This is a genomic window from Peribacillus sp. Aquil_B1, from assembly GCF_022603275.1.
In the GTDB taxonomy this organism is placed as follows: Bacteria; Bacillota; Bacilli; order Bacillales; family DSM-1321; genus Peribacillus.
On sequence record NZ_JAKXEE010000001.1, the window covers coordinates 1,325,397 to 1,342,299 of the forward strand.

The 16,903-nt window shown below is 41.0% G+C and carries 14 protein-coding genes; 10 read left to right on the forward strand and 4 right to left on the reverse strand.

The window, feature by feature from the left end; all coding sequences use genetic code 11:
- The first annotated feature begins 146 nt into the window (after positions 1-146).
- The 6 genes from MPH60_RS06750 to MPH60_RS06775 all read left to right on the forward strand — a co-directional run bounded on the left by MPH60_RS06750 (position 147) and on the right by MPH60_RS06775 (position 6,825).
- Positions 147-824, forward strand: coding sequence for a GntR family transcriptional regulator (locus tag MPH60_RS06750; RefSeq protein ID WP_241590185.1), 678 nt, complete (start codon positions 147-149; stop codon positions 822-824).
- A 108-nt stretch (positions 825-932) separates the two neighbouring features.
- Positions 933-1,850, forward strand: a complete 918-nt coding sequence (gene hpaI / locus MPH60_RS06755; RefSeq protein WP_241590186.1) for a 2,4-dihydroxyhept-2-ene-1,7-dioic acid aldolase — start codon at positions 933-935, stop codon at positions 1,848-1,850.
- Between the two features lie 79 nt (positions 1,851-1,929).
- On the forward strand, positions 1,930-3,444 hold the full coding sequence (gene hpaE / locus MPH60_RS06760; RefSeq protein WP_241590187.1) for a 5-carboxymethyl-2-hydroxymuconate semialdehyde dehydrogenase: 1,515 nt from the start codon (positions 1,930-1,932) through the stop codon (positions 3,442-3,444).
- A gap of 30 nt (positions 3,445-3,474) precedes the next feature.
- Complete coding sequence (hpaD, locus tag MPH60_RS06765) at positions 3,475-4,458, forward strand: 3,4-dihydroxyphenylacetate 2,3-dioxygenase (RefSeq protein WP_241590188.1); 984 nt, start codon at positions 3,475-3,477, stop codon at positions 4,456-4,458.
- A gap of 459 nt (positions 4,459-4,917) precedes the next feature.
- Positions 4,918-5,256 carry a DUF485 domain-containing protein gene (locus MPH60_RS06770; RefSeq protein ID WP_241590189.1) on the forward strand — a complete coding sequence of 113 codons (339 nt, stop codon included), beginning with the start codon at positions 4,918-4,920 and terminating at the stop codon, positions 5,254-5,256.
- A gap of 3 nt (positions 5,257-5,259) precedes the next feature.
- A complete protein-coding gene (locus tag MPH60_RS06775; RefSeq protein WP_241590190.1) occupies positions 5,260-6,825 on the forward strand; it encodes a solute symporter family protein in 1,566 nt (521 codons plus the stop codon).
- Positions 6,826-6,977: 152 nt separating this feature from the next.
- On the opposite strand, the gene MPH60_RS06780 is transcribed toward MPH60_RS06775, so the two are convergent.
- The gene (locus MPH60_RS06780; RefSeq protein ID WP_241590191.1) at positions 6,978-7,847 is read right to left on the reverse strand and encodes a LysR family transcriptional regulator; all 870 of its coding nucleotides are present in this window, start codon (positions 7,845-7,847) and stop codon (positions 6,978-6,980) included.
- A 162-nt stretch (positions 7,848-8,009) separates the two neighbouring features.
- Here MPH60_RS06780 and hpaB point away from each other — a divergent pair, with 162 nt between their 5' ends.
- Positions 8,010-9,482: a 4-hydroxyphenylacetate 3-monooxygenase, oxygenase component gene (gene hpaB, locus MPH60_RS06785; protein WP_241590192.1), complete on the forward strand. Its 1,473-nt coding sequence runs from the start codon at positions 8,010-8,012 to the stop codon at positions 9,480-9,482.
- A 77-nt stretch (positions 9,483-9,559) separates the two neighbouring features.
- Here hpaB and MPH60_RS06790 read toward each other — a convergent pair whose 3' ends face one another.
- Genes MPH60_RS06790 through MPH60_RS06800 form a run of 3 tightly spaced genes read right to left on the reverse strand, consistent with a single transcriptional unit; the run spans position 9,560 to position 11,536 of the window.
- Positions 9,560-9,946 (reverse strand): 5-carboxymethyl-2-hydroxymuconate Delta-isomerase, encoded by a 387-nt coding sequence (locus MPH60_RS06790; RefSeq protein WP_241590193.1) that lies wholly within the window; start codon positions 9,944-9,946, stop codon positions 9,560-9,562.
- 4 nt (positions 9,947-9,950) lie between these two features.
- A complete protein-coding gene (locus MPH60_RS06795; protein ID WP_241590194.1) occupies positions 9,951-10,751 on the reverse strand; it encodes a fumarylacetoacetate hydrolase family protein in 801 nt (266 codons plus the stop codon).
- Complete coding sequence (locus tag MPH60_RS06800) at positions 10,748-11,536, reverse strand: fumarylacetoacetate hydrolase family protein (protein ID WP_241590195.1); 789 nt, start codon at positions 11,534-11,536, stop codon at positions 10,748-10,750. The genes MPH60_RS06795 and MPH60_RS06800 overlap by 4 nt, the downstream gene beginning before the upstream one ends.
- Before the next feature lie 204 nt (positions 11,537-11,740).
- Between MPH60_RS06800 and MPH60_RS06805 the strand changes: the two genes are divergently transcribed.
- The 3 genes from MPH60_RS06805 to asnS all read left to right on the forward strand — a co-directional run bounded on the left by MPH60_RS06805 (position 11,741) and on the right by asnS (position 16,826).
- Positions 11,741-13,273 carry a 4-hydroxyphenylacetate 3-hydroxylase family protein gene (locus MPH60_RS06805; protein ID WP_241590196.1) on the forward strand — a complete coding sequence of 511 codons (1,533 nt, stop codon included), beginning with the start codon at positions 11,741-11,743 and terminating at the stop codon, positions 13,271-13,273.
- Between the two features lie 152 nt (positions 13,274-13,425).
- The gene (locus tag MPH60_RS06810) at positions 13,426-15,285 is read left to right on the forward strand and encodes a XylR N-terminal domain-containing protein (RefSeq protein WP_241590197.1); all 1,860 of its coding nucleotides are present in this window, start codon (positions 13,426-13,428) and stop codon (positions 15,283-15,285) included.
- A 248-nt stretch (positions 15,286-15,533) separates the two neighbouring features.
- Positions 15,534-16,826: an asparagine--tRNA ligase gene (gene asnS, locus MPH60_RS06815; protein ID WP_241590198.1), complete on the forward strand. Its 1,293-nt coding sequence runs from the start codon at positions 15,534-15,536 to the stop codon at positions 16,824-16,826.
- Positions 16,827-16,903 lie beyond the last annotated feature (77 nt).

The window sequence follows — 16,903 nt, forward strand, 5'->3', positions numbered from 1 at the left end:
AAAAGATGGATTATTTGCCCCCCTTTATGTTTTTTGTCTTCGGAGAAACAGTTCATTAAACAAGCTTTTAAAGAAAAATAAAAATCATATATGATTTTTAATAAAAACCGATTGCAATCATATATGATTTCATATATGATGAAAATATGGAAGAGAAAAACAAAACACCCAGTAAAAAACAAATAGCTTATGAGCACCTTCGTAAATTAATTTTGGATGGAACATATGGTTCTGGACAGCGGATCATTATCGATCAAACGGCAAAAGAACTAAGTTTAAGTCCGATTCCTGTCAGGGAAGCGATCAGACAACTGGAATCCGACGGCCTCATTCAATATAAGCCTTATAGTGGAGCAGTGGTTACAAGCATTAATGAGAGCGAATACATTGAAACTCTATCTGTTCTATCTTTGCTTGAAGGATATGCAGCTGCCCTCAGTTCTTTAACGATGAAAGATGATGATTTTGAAAATCTGATTAATTTAAACAAAGAAATGGAAAAAGCCCTCCATAACTTTGAATTGGAGCTGTTTGGTAAGTTAAACGAATGTTTTCATGAGCAAATTTATGAAAAGTGCGGAAATTCCTTTTTAAAAGAGGAAATTAAACAGGCGCAACAAAGAATGAATAGAGTCAGAAAGTCCATGTTCACCATGGTACCGCAACGTGCAGTCCAATCGATTCGCGAACATGAAAGCATCATAAAGCTTTTAAAGGAAAAAGCATCTTTTGAAGAAATTGAATCACTGGTGAGAAAGCATAAATTGAATGCCATCAGTACATTCAAGCAGAGGTCGGAAACTAATCACGATCAGGCACTTTGATGACCCAGGCCTTGTTTTATAATAGTCGATCGATTATTCATAAAAGCAAGGCCGATTTTTTATGTTAATTATTCCGAATATTCAAATAACGAAAGGGCGGTAGAAAAAATGTACGAGGAAATCAAAAGTCGTTTAAGAGGATCCATCGCTCCAATTATCACTCCGTTTGATGACAAGATGGAAGTGGATGTAAAGGCAATTGAAAATCTAGTAAACTGGCATATTGAAAGCGGTTCCCATGGAATCTCGGTATGCGGGACTACCGGCGAGCCGAGTTCTCTAACGATTGAGGAACGTGAATTAGTGATGGAAACGGCAATCAAAACAGCAAAAGCACGTGTTCCGGTTGCACCAGGTACTGGATCTGCCAATCAGAAAGAAACATTGCATTTGACTAAAAGGGCACAGGAAATGGGGGCTGATGCTGCTTTAGTCATCGTTCCTTATTACAATAAGCCGAATCAACAGGCACTTTACAATCACTTTAAGACGGTGGCCGATTCAGTTGATATCCCGCTTATCGTTTATAACATTCCCGGAAGAACCGCAACGAATTTGGAAGTGAAGACATTGGCACGCCTTGCTGAAGATTGTGAAAATATAATTGGAGTAAAGGAATCTAATAAAGATTTTGAACATGTGAACCGTGTCTTATTAAATTGCGGAAGGGATTTTCTCTTATATTCGGGCATCGAATTATTATGCTATCCGATGTTGGCCATTGGAGGGGCAGGACATATTAGTGCGACAGCCAATATCACACCTAAAGAAGTGGCGGAAATTTATAACCATTGGGTGGAGGGTGATGTGGAAAAGGCACTTGACCTTCATTACAAATTAATGCCATTGAATGATGTTTTGTTTAAAGAAACGAATCCAGGACCCTTAAAAGCTGCGATGGGGATGATGGGGAAAATCAATCCTGCATTACGGCCTCCTATGGGACCGCCTTCGGAGCCGTTGGCAAAAGAACTGCGTGAAACCCTTCAATCATACGGATTGATTGACCAAATAATCCAGTCATAATTGCTAAATTGGGAAGATTACACAAATCCAAACGATTTTTGTCATCTTCCCGAATTAATTTTTAGAGGAGGATGTATTCATGCAAACCTTTCCGGTGCAAAATGTCAAGCATTACATCAATGGTCAATTTGTCGATGGTATCTCAGGTAAAACATTTGAAAATCTTAGCCCTTTTAATAATCAAGCAATCAATAACGTGGCAGAAGGATTTAAAGAGGATATTGATCAAGCGGTCGCTGCCGCAAGAGCTGCATTCGATAATGGCCCATGGAGAACCATGAAAGTGGAAGAAAGACTAAAGTACATTAATAGGATTGCTGATTTAATTGAAGAGAATGCCGAAGAAATTTCCTTTCTGGAATCACTTGATACAGGGTTGCCGATTAGCCAGACAAAAAAACAAGCGGCAAGGGGAGCGGAGAATTTCCGTTTTTATTCTGAAATGGTGAAGAGCAGGCTAATAGGAGAGTCATATCAAGTGGATGACACTTTCATCAATTATACGATTCATAAATCGATAGGAGTGGCAGGATTAATCACCCCTTGGAATGCGCCTTTCATGTTAGAAACCTGGAAAATCGCCCCGGCCCTGGCTACAGGTAATACATGTGTCCTTAAACCGGCGGAGTGGTCCCCCTTGACTGCCAATAAATTAGCACAAATCATTGATCAATCCGGTCTGCCAAAGGGAGTATTTAATATCGTTCACGGTTTTGGGGAGACAGCAGGGGCGTCCTTGGTTGCCCATCCTGAAGTCCAATTGATATCCTTTACCGGAGAAACGACAACCGGCGCTGAAATCATTAAAAATGGTGCAGATACAATGAAACGTTTTTCCATGGAGCTTGGAGGGAAATCACCAGCCGTCATTTTTGAAGATGCCGATCTAGAAAAGGCCCTGGATTCAGTGGTATGGGGAATCTATTCATTCAATGGGGAGCGCTGCACAGCCAATTCCAGATTATTTGTCCATGAATCGATAATAGACCAGTTTGTTGCAGAATTGAAGGAACGTGTTCATTCTATCAAAATTGGAAATCCAATGGATCCAGAAACGGAAATCGGACCTCTGATCCATCGTACCCATTTTAATAATGTCTCCCGATATCTGGATATAGCAAAAGATGAAGGGGCGGAAATTGTAAGCGGTGCTATACCAAGTGCGTTCAAGGAAGGGAATTATATTGCCCCGACGCTTCTCTTGAACTGTACAAATGATATGACGGTGGCACAAGAAGAGATTTTTGGGCCAGTCATGGCAGTCATTCCTTTCAAGACTGAAGAGGAAGTACTGAAAATGGCCAATGATGTAAAGTACGGGCTAGCTGCTTATGTATGGACAAATGATATGAAACGAGGACATAGATTTGCTCAAGCCGTCGATAGCGGGATGGTCTGGGTGAATTCCCAAAACGTCAGGGATTTGCGGATACCGTTTGGAGGATCGAAATATAGTGGGGTAGGACGTGAAGGTGGACATTATAGCTTTGAATTCTATACGGAAACCCAAGTTATCCACGTAGCAATTGGAGAACATCACATTCCGAAATTTGGGGACGTAAAACGAAATGCCGTTTCTTCTGCTGAAAACTAATCCGGGTGTCATAAAGAAGGGGAGATTACTATGAATTTTTCTATTATTCGTGTTGCGAGAACAATACTTAATGTAACGGATTTAGATAGATCCAGAGCCTTTTATGTGGATGCTTTAGGTTTTATTGAAACGGAAAGAACGAATGATCACATATATTTACGTGGTTTAGAGGAAGCGCATCATCACTCGCTTATCTTGCAAAAGGCAGAAAAGCCAAGCGTTGAAGCGATAGGATACAAGGTTGAAAAAGAGGAAGACCTTGAAGAATTGGAATCTTTCTTTCTGTCCAAGGGAATGAAAATGAAGTGGATGCAGGAAGGAACACAGCATGCACTAGGCAAATCGCTCCGAGTACAGGATATTTCCGGATTGCCAATCGAATTTTTCAGCAAAATGGATAAAGCAGAGAGAATGCTGCAACGATTCGATATGCATAGGGGTTCAAGGGTCCAAAGGATCGATCATGTGAATTGTAATGTAACAAATGTGCAAAAAGCCTATGATTTTTATGTGAAAGAATTAGGTTTTGCCTGCTCGGAAGATACAGTGGATGAGTCGGGCCAATTATGGGCAACGTGGCTACATAGAAAGCAAACCGTCCATGACCAGGCATTCATGAACGGAATCGGCCCAAGACTTCATCATGTAGGCTTCTTTTTGCCTGACCCCCTTGCAATTATCCATGCCTGTGATGTACTGGCATCACTTGGATATGCACAGTCCATCGAACGCGGACCCGGACGGCATGGCCTATCCAATGCATTCTTCCTATATTTAAGAGACCCGGACGGTCACAGAATCGAATTATACAATGGGGATTACTTAACATCTGACCCGGATACCGAACCGATTCATTGGGATTTGAATGATCCAAGACGCCAGACATTCTGGGGAGCCAAAGCACCGGATTCATGGTTTGATGAGGCTTCTGCTGTTCTTGATATAATATCAGGTGAAGAAGTTCCTCTTAAAGAACCGATTCTGGCAAAAAGCAAGCCTGAATTCATCATCTGAAAAAAGCGGATTCAAGGATGAATGATCGAGTGTTTCGGCATAACATGCATTAACTTCACATGGTCATTTGGATGGGCACTTGTGCATATATACCTTTTCCAAGACCAATTGTCACCTTTTAAGAATTGGTGAATAGGTGTTGGAAAACTGGAAGATGAATATGGCTATCATTTGAAACGTGAAAGTATAAATAAGCGGAAACGGTTGAAGGATATGCGAGCCAAGTCTATTGTGAAAGTGCAAATCTTCTAAAAGATATGGTCTGGGACAGGGCAGCAGTGGGAACTAACTGCTGCCCTATCTGTAATTGTCCCGGCTAGACAAAATGCGTACGGAAAGCTTAGGGATGGGCTTAGACCTTCTTTGTGCAGATGAGTTGTTTGGATTTTTTTGGTGATTTCTGACAATGGAGAGGCTCAATACTATTTGAAAAATAAATATCTGAAGAGGTGTTAAGATATGGTTCGGTTGGAAAAAAACCTTCAAGAATCGGAACAAACAAATAAAGTGGATTATGAAAGGATTGTTGCCTCCAAAGAGTTTCAGAATATGCTTTCCGATAAAAAGAAATTCGTCATCCCTTCTACGATATTCTTTATGGGATATTCCCTGCTTTTGCCCTTCTTGGTTTTTTACACAGATATCCTGGATCACCCTTTCACTGGGGACATAACATGGGCTTGGGTGTACGGTGTCTCCATTACAGTTATGTCTGTATGGGTTTGCAGCGTATATGTAAGGAAATCAGAAAAAATCGATGAACAAATAAATGAAATCATCGAGAAAGAAGGGCTTTGAAGCATGAATTGGACAGTTATTATTCTCTTTGCACTAATGTCGATAGGCACTCTTTTCATTACGTATTTCGCTTCCAAAAAAACAAAAACGGCAGGCTCATTTTATACGGCTGGGGGCGGTTTGACCGCTAGGCAAAATGGACTTGCATTGGCCGGGGATTTTATGTCGGCTTCCACATTTTTAGGGTTGATTGGAGCATTTTCCTTAACGGGGTATGATGGATTCTTCCTGATGTACGGTGCCCTTGTTTCATTTCTTGTCGTGTTATTCCTGGTGGCTGAACCATTAAGGAACTTAGGAAAATACACATTGGCTGATATGGTGACTACAAGGTTTAAATATAAACAGGTCCGGGGAGTGACCGCTTTTAATACCTTGGTGATATCAGTCATGTACATGCTGGGTCAACTTGTTGCGGCAGGCGCTTTATTTAAATTGCTTTTGGACATCCCGTATAATACCTCTGTCATCATCGTAGGTATTGTCATGTTGGTATTTGTTCTATTTGGGGGGATGACGGCGACGAGCTGGGTGCAGATCATTAAAGCCATCCTGCTGATTGGCGGAGTGTTTATATTATTCATGATCGTCATGTGGAAGTTGAATTATAGTTTCATTGGAATTTTTACGGAAATGAAAACAGCGACACCCATGGGTGCAGATTACCTGAAGGCAGGTATTAAATATGCCAGTGGGTGGGATGCAGCTTCCTTGTCTCTGGGCCTAATTCTGGGAACGGCAGGTCTACCGCACATTTTAATACGTTTTTTGACTGTCCCGAATGCACAAGTGGCAAGGAAGTCTGTTGTTTGGGTGATGTGGATTATGGGTGCTTTTCATATCATGGTCATTTTTCTCGGATTCGGTGCTGCGAAGTTGGTTGGAACATCGAATATCATGGCCGCTAATCCGGCGGGTAACATGGCTGCACCATTATTGGCCCAACTTGTGGGCGGGGACATCTTATTCGCCTTTATTGCGGCCGTTTCCTTCGCAACGATACTCGCAGTAGTTGCGGGAATCGTTTTAACAGGTGCTACGGCATTTTCACATGATTTTTATAATGAGATATTAAAAGATGGAAAAGCGACGGAAAAACAGCAAATGACGATGGCAAGATGGGCTTCCGTTGGTGTGACTGCACTTGCAATCGTTTTATCATTAGGTCTTCAGGAATTCAATGTAGCGTTTCTGGCATCGATTGCTTTTACATTGGCAGCCAGTTCGAATTTGCCAGTCATCCTTCTCACCATCTATTGGAAAAAATTCAATAAAACCGGTGCAATAGTCGGTATGATGACAGGTCTTTTTGGTACACTTTTGCTAGTGGCATTAAGTCCAAATGTCTGGAACCCGGTCCCCGGGGCAACCATCATGACAGGTGACCCGATTTTTCCTTTGAATTCACCAGGAATCGTTTCCATTCCGCTTGGATTCCTCGCCTGCTATTTGGGTGCCTTGATCGGTAATCGCACGACTGGTTTGAGAACGGTTGCAAAAGACAATTATAATGAAATACTCGTAAAGTCCAATACCGGTCATGATGTTAAGGGTGTTTTGCGACATTGAATGATGTAAAAGCGTGCCTAGAAATAAAGCGCCGGTCAACGCACTTGTGAATGGATTAGAAAAAGCAGCCATCTCCTGATGAGTTGCTTTTTTCTTTACAATGGATAAAAAAATCGAACAAAGGTGCACTAATTTCAAGGATAACTGGGCATTCATTCAGAAAATGTTTCTAGAAATTTGACGGCGCCTTTGGAAAGATAGCGTTCTTCGAGCCAAATAAGGGCGGCTTCGGATTGTACTTCACAATCTATCAATTCGACAATTTTTATCCCCTGGGTTGAAAACGATTTGGATGTGGTGCGTGGCATGATGGTAGCGCCTATTCCTTCCTTCACTAAAGATAAGATCATTGCGGCATCAGGACATTCACATACAATCGTAGGTTCGAATCCATGTCTTAAACATTCATCCACTATTAGTTCGTAAGTACCTTGACCGCTAACCCTATGCAGCAATAAGAGGGGATATTCTTTAATTTGTTTGAATTCGATGGAGTCTGGGATATCCCAATTTTTTGGGGTGACAAGCACAAAACCCTCCGGCGGAAGGCTAATCGATGAGAATTGCTTACCGTTAATAGGAAGCCGTACAATGGCCAACTCGATTTCCCTGTTTATTAAGCCTTCTGTCAATCGGAACGTATCACCTTCCATTAACTTGAATCGTATGTCAGGGTATTTAACTCTAAAGGTCCTCATCCTTTGCGGAATGTAAGAAAAGCAAGTTTTTACTGACCCTATGGAAAGAGTGCCCTTTACCCCTTTACTGACTTCCTTCACTTCCAGTAGTGATTCTTCAAACTGGTTTAAGAGAGCTTCAGCCTTTTTATAAAGGACCTTGCCAGTTTCAGTGAGTTCAAGTTTCTTTCCGTTCCGATCGAAAAGTTTTTCACCGATTTCCATTTCCATTAATTTAAGTTGCTGGCTAAGAGGCGGTTGAGCCATATGTAATTTTTTTGCGGCTTTGGTTACTTGCTCTTCCTGAACGATTGTCACAAAATATTTTAACTGCCGGATGTCCATTATATACACCTCATACATATGATTAACATATACATATTGAATTTTTTAAGTATTATATATATATCATAACACATGGTATATTTTGTTATAGGAATTAATTCAATATTTGGAATTTATTTAATTGTAAGCGCTTCATTAAATTGAACTAAGGGGGATGTCATTATGCCGGCTAAAACAGGTAAAGAATATATCGATAGGGTAGACAAGGCAAAGGCGAATGTATGGATCAATGGGGAGCAAGTAAAAGATAAGATCAGCCAACACCCAGCTTTTAAAGGGGTCATGAAAACACAGGCCGAATTATATGATTTGCAGCATGATTCCGCGAAAAATGACCTCATGACTTATATTTCACCAACTTCAAACGAAAGAGTAGGGACCTCATTCATGCAGCCGCGGACTAAGGAAGACCTTGAAAAAAGGAGGAAGATGATTCAAGAATGGGCAAGGCATAATAATGGAATGATGGGACGTTCCCCTGATTATATCAACAGCGGGATGATGGCGTACGGTACTGCAGCGGATATGTTCGGCACTCAGGATTCGGCATTTGCAAAAAATATGAAGGATTATTATGAGCTCTGCCGGGAAAAGGATTTGTCGTTGACACATACCTTGATTCAACCACAGGTTAATAGGGGAGTTAGTGCCGCAAAGCTTCCGGATCCTTACATTGCTGCAAGAATTGCTGGCAAGAATTCAGAAGGGCTTATTATTAAGGGAGCCAGATTATTAGCTACACAAGGAGGAATAACGGATGAAATCATGGTTTTCCCTTCGACATTGTTAAAACAATCAGAAGAAGAAAACCCTTATGCATTCGCATTCTCGATACCAAATAATACACCGGGGTTGAAATTCATCTGTCGTGAATCATTCGACTATGGCAAATCACATTTTGACCATCCACTTGGTTCACGATTTGAGGAGATGGATACGATTATCGTTTTTGATGATGTAGTCGTTCCTTGGAATCGGGTATTTGCATATGGGGATGTCGGCATTTGCAACCAGGCTTATAATGAAAGCAATGCAGTTGTTCATATGACCCATCAGGTGGTAGCGAAGAATATCGCCAAAACCGAGTTCATTTTGGGGATTTTGCAGCTTATGGCGGAAACCATCAATATCGGGCAATACCAGCATGTTCAGGAGAAAATCTCGGAAGTCATCATGGCGCTTGAAACGCTAAAGGCTTTCATAACAGCTTCGGAGGCAAACGCGAATTTGGATAAATGGGGAATGATGACACCTGATTTTACACCATTAAACATAGCCCGTAATTATTATCCGAAAATTTACCCTAGATTCAGTGAAATAATGCAGCTTCTTGGAGCTAGCGGCTTAATGGCGATTCCAAATGAAGCCGATTTCAATTCGGAGCTTCGACCGGATTTGGATAAATATCTTCAAGCAGCGAATGGCGGAGCCCATGACAGGGTCAAATTGTATCGTCTCGCATGGGATGTATGCATGAGTTCATTTGGATCCAGGCAAACCCTGTACGAACGATTCTTTTTTGGAGATCCGGTCCGTATGGCGAGCGCTTTATATAACGGCTATGATAAACAGGAATATGTGGATCGTGTCAAGGAGTTCCTGAACCGTACTGAAAACCTTGCCGAAATCAACTGAGCCCGGCAGTATTGGCAAAACATTTCATATTAAAGCCCTTCCCGATGATGAGGAAGGCCTTTAATATGAAAGCTTATTCATTTATTATATCGATTATGGATATTATTCTTCTTATATGTTCCAAAATCACTGAATTCCGTAAGTTCCATGGAGAGGGCAAGATATCTTTTTGAAAAGAGGGAAGCCAAATGGGATTCAATCGTTTCGAAAAGGTGCTCACATACTTTGGTTTTATCACTGTCTTTACGTCCAGCGCCAATTTTTAAGGTGGCATGAATAAAGGCATCATCCTCTGTACCATCGGCAACACGATAATGATTCAATTCAATGGCCCGCGATCGAATGCCGCCAATTGGAAAGATGGAAGGATAGGATATCAGTACATCATTCACCTTCCTTAATAAGCTGTCAATCTGGATTTCATCTTTGATATTATCCGTATATTCAATAATGATATGAGGCATGTGATCAGTCCCTTCCATTAATTATGGATTTTAGATGCGGCCTAACCCCGCTTTCGGTAAAAATATCGTCACCGACTATTGTGTTGACGAGTTTTCCGATACCTTCAATTTCAGTGATGATTTCATCGCCTACAGCAGTATCCGCCAATCCTTCAGGTGTGCCTGTCAATATGATATCGCCTGGGCTCAATGTCATGAAGCTGCTAAAATATTCAATTAAATCAGCAATGCCGAAAATCATGTCTTTCGTGTTGCCTTGCTGAGTCAATTTTCCGTTGACGTAAGTTTTGATGGCAAGATTCGAAGGATCTGGAATATCCTCGGCATCGACAAGCCAAGGCCCAATGGGGGTACAGGTATCGCGATTTTTGACCTTTAAGTTTGGTCGGTAGTAATTCTCCAGATAATCCCGTATTGCATAATCATTTGCAATCGTATATCCACATACATACTTAAAGGCTTCTTCCTTTTTAATGCTCTTCGCCTTTTTACCTATGACCACTGCCAGTTCACATTCATAATGCATAAAAGCTGCATCAGCAGGCCGTCTTGTCTGTCCCCGGTGGCCGATAAAGGTATTGGGGCCTTTTAAGAACGCAAGGGGTTCTTCTGGGGCTTTAAAAGCAAGCTCCTTCGCATGGTCTGCATAATTCAAGCCAAGTGCGAAGACAGTTCGTGGTTCCACTGGGGGAAGCCAGACAACATCCTGCTCATTGACAATCCGGCCATCCGCCAATTGGAGCTGGCCATGATATTCAATTGCTGGATGTACGGCACCTGCATAGGCTACACGTGCGCTCTTCATAAAATCCCCTCCAGTGATAGTTTTTCCTCGGAAATGATAGTATTTTCCAAATATCCGATTTCATCAATTTCTATTCTGACATGATCATTGGCTTTTGCCAGCGGTGCATTCTCTGGAACTCCAACTAGAAGGACGTCACCTGTACTCAATGTCATGAAGTCTGTTACATCCTCAATAAGGCGGGATATGGAGCGAATTAAATTTGACGTTGAATTTTCTTGCTTTAGTTCTCCATTTATATATACACGGATTCCTAAAGAATCGGGGTTGGATATCGATTCCTTGGATACGACCCAGGGACCGATCGGGCAAAATCCATCACGGGCTTTATGACGGATCGCAGGACGGAAAAAGCTTTCATGAGGAATGCTGATATCATTGGCAATCGTAAATCCTTCTATATAATCCAATGCATATTCTTTCTTGACTCTTGTGGCCGTTTTACCGATTACAATTCCAAGTGCGGCCCCGATTTCCAATTCAGGTATGCTGTTTGGAAGCGGAACTGGATTTGAAAAAGAAGAAAACGTGTTTCTAGGTTTAATATAAAGGATCGGCCCTTTAGGAGGTTCATTATAGGGAGGAAGGTCGATCTTTCCCTTTAATGCTTCCAATGATCCTTTATAGTTTAATAATGTTCCATATACCGTTCCTGAGATAGGGTTATCCAACTTGATTTGTGATACCTCATACTTATCACCATTCATTAATATGTAGCGGTTCGACAGTATTTCTACTTCTTCTGAATATTCTGACTTAATGAGCTTCACTCTTGCTTTTGTCATGGACACTCACCCCTTGATTTTTTATTAATCATATATGATATCGTATATGATTTTTTGCTTAAGTTCAACATATTTAGATTATTCAGTATAATTAGACAAAAAATGTTAGAAAAAAGAGGTGTTTCAATAGAAAAATGCCTTGAACATTTAGTTAGTATGAAGCTAGGAATTCAAATTGAAAGAATGTGAATGGGGGATGTTCCGATGATGAATGGCAAAGAGTATTTAGAAAGTTTACGTGATGGAAGAACGGTATTTTTGAACGGCGATAAGGTAAATGATGTGACGACACACCCGGCATATCGTAATTCTGCCAGGTCAATTGCCCAACTGTATGATGCTCTCCATGATCCGGTTAGTGCACGGATTTTAACAGCTAAGACAGATGAAGGCCATACTACCCATAAGTTTTTCAAGGCTTCAAAGAACGGAACAGAGCTGCTTGAAGCAAGGGATGCCATAGCGCAATGGTCAAAATTGAGCTATGGTTTCATGGGTCGCACGCCTGATTATAAAGCTGCCTTTACAGGGTCATTGGGACCGTATAGCGATTTTTATAAAGGATTTGAAGGTAATGCGAAAAGATGGTATGAAAAAACCACAAGGGATGTTCCCTTCTGTAACCATACAATTATAAATCCGGCAATGGATAGGAATAAACCGCTGCATGAAAATAAAGAGGTTTTTGTGCGAACCGTAGAAGAACGGGATGATGGAATAATCGTAAGCGGCGCCAAAATGGTTGGTACTTCTGCAGCTCTTACGAATTATAATTTTGTCGCGAATTATTCTCCTGTCGATCTTGGGGAAGGAGATAGAAGCCATGCATTGATTTTCTTTGTGCCGATGAATGCCCCTGGATTAAAAATGATCAGCAGACAGTCTTTTGAGGAAACGGCTTCCAAGAGAGGCACTCCTTTCGATTACCCGCTTTCAAGTCGGTTCGACGAAAATGACGCAGTAATCGTCCTTGATCATGTTTTCATCCCATGGGAGAATGTATTCGCCTATAATAATGTGGAAATTGCCAATGGATTTAGATCCAAGACTGGATGGATGAACAGATATACATTTCATGGCTGTACACGCTATGCGGTGAAATTGGACTTTATGGCTGGGCTTCTGATGAAGGCTACGGAAATGGCAGGAACGAATCAATTTAGGGGAGTACAAGCCAATATCGGGGAAGTGCTTGCTTACAGGAATATGTTTTGGGCAATTTCGACAGCGATGGCTACAGATCCTATGGAAGGGCCGAATGGCACTGTTCTGCCCAATAGCACATACGCAACTGCATATAGGGTGTTGGCACCTATGGTATGGCCAAAGGTAAAACAGATATTTGAACAGGTTGTAGCAGGTAATCTCATTCAGCTCCCATCAAGCTCCAAGGATTTTTTAAACCCTGAGGTCCGTCCGTATCTAGATAAATATTATAAGGGTTCAGGCGGGGTTTCGGCAGTGGAAAGGGTAAAACTGATGAAACTTATATGGGATTCCATCGGAACTGAATTTGGTGGCAGGAATGAATTATATGAAATCAATTATGCGGGTAACCATGAAAATATTAGGCTAGAAACCATGAAAATGGCAGATTCAAATGGACAATCGGCTAAATTCAAAGCTTTTGTGGACTTGGCAATGGACGATTATGACCTTCATGGCTGGACAAACGATAAGTGGATAAATGAAGATGAAGGTGTTGATGCTGATTTGATCCGGCTCCGAATGAATTAATCTGAGCAGGAAAAACGTGAAAAAGAATGGTTTGTATCGGACTCCCGCCGGCTTTTCCACCAATGCATGATATGAATGCGTTTACATTTTTTCTTGATAGGCAAGGTGTGGAAAAAGTATAATATTATGTAAAAGGAAAGCCGGGGGGAATCATGACGAATCTTTTGAATCTAAAGAATGACGAAGGAGAAATTCATTTGAATGATGAGAGGATGATCCTGACTTCCTCTTCAATCTTCGGTACCCTAAGAAAAGACTTGATTGAGAATATTGGATTTGAAAGAATGAAGTCTTTTTTAATACGTTATGGCTGGAATATCGGAGTCAATGATGCTAAAAAGGCACTAAAAGGGAATTTGTCAACGGTTAAGGAAATACTGAGGCAAGGTCCCATCTTACATATGCTGCAGGGGTATACAAAAGTTCATACTAAAAAACTGGAATTATCAATGAATAATCAAACGGATGTACATTCTGTAAAGGTGGAAGGGGTTTGGGTGAATTCTTATGAGGCAGAGGAACATATCACCCAGACAGGCATCGGGGAAAAGCCAATCTGTTATACATTGACGGGTTATGCAAGTGGATTTTATTCAACGGTCTGCGGTCATGAAGTGATTTTTAAGGAAAGAGCCTGTAAGGGAGCTGGGCATTCAGAGTGTAGATACGAAGGTAAATCGATACATTTATGGGGCATGGAGATTCAGGATGAATTGAAATATTATAAAAGCAAACCGATTGTTCAAGAGCTTGCGGTGACATATGAAAAGCTGCTGGAGGAACGCAATAGTTTATCAAAAGTGATGGATATTCATCATTTGCTGACAGAAGAGTTAATTAACGGAAGAAACCTTCAATCGATAGTGAGGACGGTTTATCAGAAAACGAAAATACCTTTGTTGATGGAGAACTTCAATAGCAATCAGGTTTATCATGCTGGATTTCACAAAGGGAAGGTAAGGGAAGTCAGGAATCAGCTCAAACTAATGAGGGAAAATGGTCCTGTAACATTGGAGACTGGAAGAATCGTAAAAGATGGGATGGAGCTGCTTTATACTCCCATTACGTTACAAAATAAAACTTATGGCTATTGTGTTTTTGCGCAATCGGATTTGGTCGAAGGAAAAATGAACCTGGAAATCAATCGAATGATTCTTGAAAGGGTGTCCATGACCGGTTCCTTATTCCTCTTAAATGAGAAAAGCAGTTTTGAAGCCCTCGAAAGGGTAAAAGGTTTATTCCTTGAACAAATATTAAATGGAGAGTTTTCTTCCAGAGAAGAAATAATCAAAAAAAGCATGTATTTAGACGCTTCATTGGATCATCCTTTCACCATTGCGGTGCTTGGCTATGGTTTATCCCCCGATCCGGGGACAGAGAATGACTATTTCATTCAGCAGAAAATCATCGAAGAGATTTATAGTTTCTTTAAAAAGCGGAAACAAGTTGTCTTAACAGCCTTAAGGGATGGTAATATCGTATTGCTCATACCGCTGAGTCCGGGAAATGAATTTCAACTTCGCACCAAGGAATGCATCAATCACTTATATACTGTTTTCAGCGGATATAACTTTAAAATGGGGCTTGGCACAATTAGTGATGAATTAGAACGGGCTCAGGAGGTTTTTCAAGAAGCTTTAACTGCATTGAATATGAATGAAGGAACTCGGGATGTTATCAAATTTGAAGAAGTGGATCTGCTATCCATTTTAATGCATACGGGGAGTACTCCAGCGGTGCTGCAAAAAGCCGAAAAAATGCTGGGGCCTTTATTGATGAAAGATGACCCAAAAATGAATGAATTATTGAAAACGCTTTATGTATTTCTGCAATGCGGTGGAAATCTTGAATGCAGTATGAAAGAATTGAACATTTCAATGAGTGGTTTACGGTATCGGATCAAAAGACTTGAAGAGCTGCTTTCCTGCCAAATAAGAAATCCTAAAAGTGCTTTTCAATTATATGCATCATTTGAAACCCTGTTAAAGGCGAATATGATTTCCATTGGTTGATAGGATTCAATTCTTTGTTGAAAATAGAATTGAATGATACATATACCATGATGACTTAACTGTAATGAGCTTGGGAGATAGTGAAAAGTAATCTACCATATAATCTGGCGGGTACACTCCAAAACATAATAAGAGTGAAAAGGCATGTAGTTCGCTTCAATTGATTTATTTGCTTGTAAGCAGGGCTATGGGTATAATAAGTAGAGTAAAATCCTTAGTAAGTTAAGCTATTTTTGGAGGTAAATTCCGTGAAAATTACAATAAAAGATGCTAGCAAATTCGTCGATCAAGAAGTTACCATTGGAGGCTGGCTTGCCAGCAAACGTTCCAGTGGGAAAATTGCTTTCCTTCAAATCCGTGATGGCTCTGGTTTCATTCAAGGTGTGGTCGTGAAAGCTGATGTGGGTGAAGAAATTTTCGCTCGTGCGAAATCGGTTTCGCAAGAGTCATCCTTGTATGTAACGGGAGTCATTCAAAAGGATGAACGCTCGCCGTTCGGTTTTGAACTACAGGTGAAAGATATTGAAATCATCCATGAATCATTGGATTATCCCATTACACCTAAAGCGCATGGTCCTGAATTCTTAATGGATAACCGCCATTTGTGGCTGCGTTCAAAACGTCAGCATGCAGTCATGAAGATCCGGAATGAAATAATCCGTGCTACATATGAATTCTTTAATGAAGAAGGTTTCGTTAAAGTAGATCCCCCAATTTTAACTGGAAGCGCACCAGAGGGAACGAGTGAATTGTTCGCGACCAAGTACTTTGATGAGGATGCATACCTTTCACAAAGTGGTCAGCTCTATATGGAAGCGGCTGCCATGGCACTAGGGAAGGTATTTTCATTTGGACCTACCTTCAGGGCAGAAAAATCCAAAACAAGACGACATTTAATCGAGTTCTGGATGATTGAACCAGAAATGGCTTTTATCGAATTTAAAGAAAACCTGGAGGTTCAGGAGCAATTCGTTTCTTCAATCGTCCAATCCGTATTGAAAAACTGTCAGCTTGAGTTGAATACACTGGGCCGTGACATAGCGAAGCTTGAACAAATTCAAGCTCCTTTCCCGCGTATTACATATGATGAAGCCATTAAGTTCCTTCATGAACAAGGATTTGATGATATCCAATGGGGTGATGATTTTGGGGCTCCGCACGAAACTGCGATAGCGGAAAGTTATGATAAGCCCGTTTTCATAACTCATTACCCAACTAAAATCAAACCTTTTTATATGCAGCCAGACCCAGACAGGGAAGAAGTCGTTCTTTGTGCCGATTTGATCGCTCCAGAAGGATATGGAGAAATAATTGGCGGTTCAGAGCGGATTCATGATCAGGCATTGCTTGAGCAGAGAATCAATGAGCATGGCTTGAGCGAGGATGCTTACAAATGGTATATGGAATTAAGAAAATATGGCTCTGTACCGCATTCAGGCTTCGGTTTGGGATTAGAACGCACCGTTGCATGGATCAGTGGAGTCGAGCATGTCCGTGAAACCATCCCGTTCCCACGCCTATTAAATCGATTATATCCTTGATTCCGTAATGAAGCGGTTATCTTGCCATATTTGGCAGATAACCGTTTTTTGTTAAAATTATAAACTTATTCGGGGAG

Coding starts and splice junctions, on each gene's coding strand:
- MPH60_RS06750 (WP_241590185.1), top strand. CDS start 147: ATGGAAGAGAAAAACAAAACACCCAGTAAAAAACAAATAGCTTATGAG.
- hpaI (WP_241590186.1), top strand. CDS start 933: ATGTACGAGGAAATCAAAAGTCGTTTAAGAGGATCCATCGCTCCAATT.
- hpaE (WP_241590187.1), top strand. CDS start 1,930: ATGCAAACCTTTCCGGTGCAAAATGTCAAGCATTACATCAATGGTCAA.
- hpaD (WP_241590188.1), top strand. CDS start 3,475: ATGAATTTTTCTATTATTCGTGTTGCGAGAACAATACTTAATGTAACG.
- MPH60_RS06770 (WP_241590189.1), top strand. CDS start 4,918: ATGGTTCGGTTGGAAAAAAACCTTCAAGAATCGGAACAAACAAATAAA.
- MPH60_RS06775 (WP_241590190.1), top strand. CDS start 5,260: ATGAATTGGACAGTTATTATTCTCTTTGCACTAATGTCGATAGGCACT.
- MPH60_RS06780 (WP_241590191.1), bottom strand. CDS start 7,847: ATGGACATCCGGCAGTTAAAATATTTTGTGACAATCGTTCAGGAAGAG.
- hpaB (WP_241590192.1), top strand. CDS start 8,010: ATGCCGGCTAAAACAGGTAAAGAATATATCGATAGGGTAGACAAGGCA.
- MPH60_RS06790 (WP_241590193.1), bottom strand. CDS start 9,946: ATGCCTCATATCATTATTGAATATACGGATAATATCAAAGATGAAATC.
- MPH60_RS06795 (WP_241590194.1), bottom strand. CDS start 10,751: ATGAAGAGCGCACGTGTAGCCTATGCAGGTGCCGTACATCCAGCAATT.
- MPH60_RS06800 (WP_241590195.1), bottom strand. CDS start 11,536: ATGACAAAAGCAAGAGTGAAGCTCATTAAGTCAGAATATTCAGAAGAA.
- MPH60_RS06805 (WP_241590196.1), top strand. CDS start 11,741: ATGATGAATGGCAAAGAGTATTTAGAAAGTTTACGTGATGGAAGAACG.
- MPH60_RS06810 (WP_241590197.1), top strand. CDS start 13,426: ATGACGAATCTTTTGAATCTAAAGAATGACGAAGGAGAAATTCATTTG.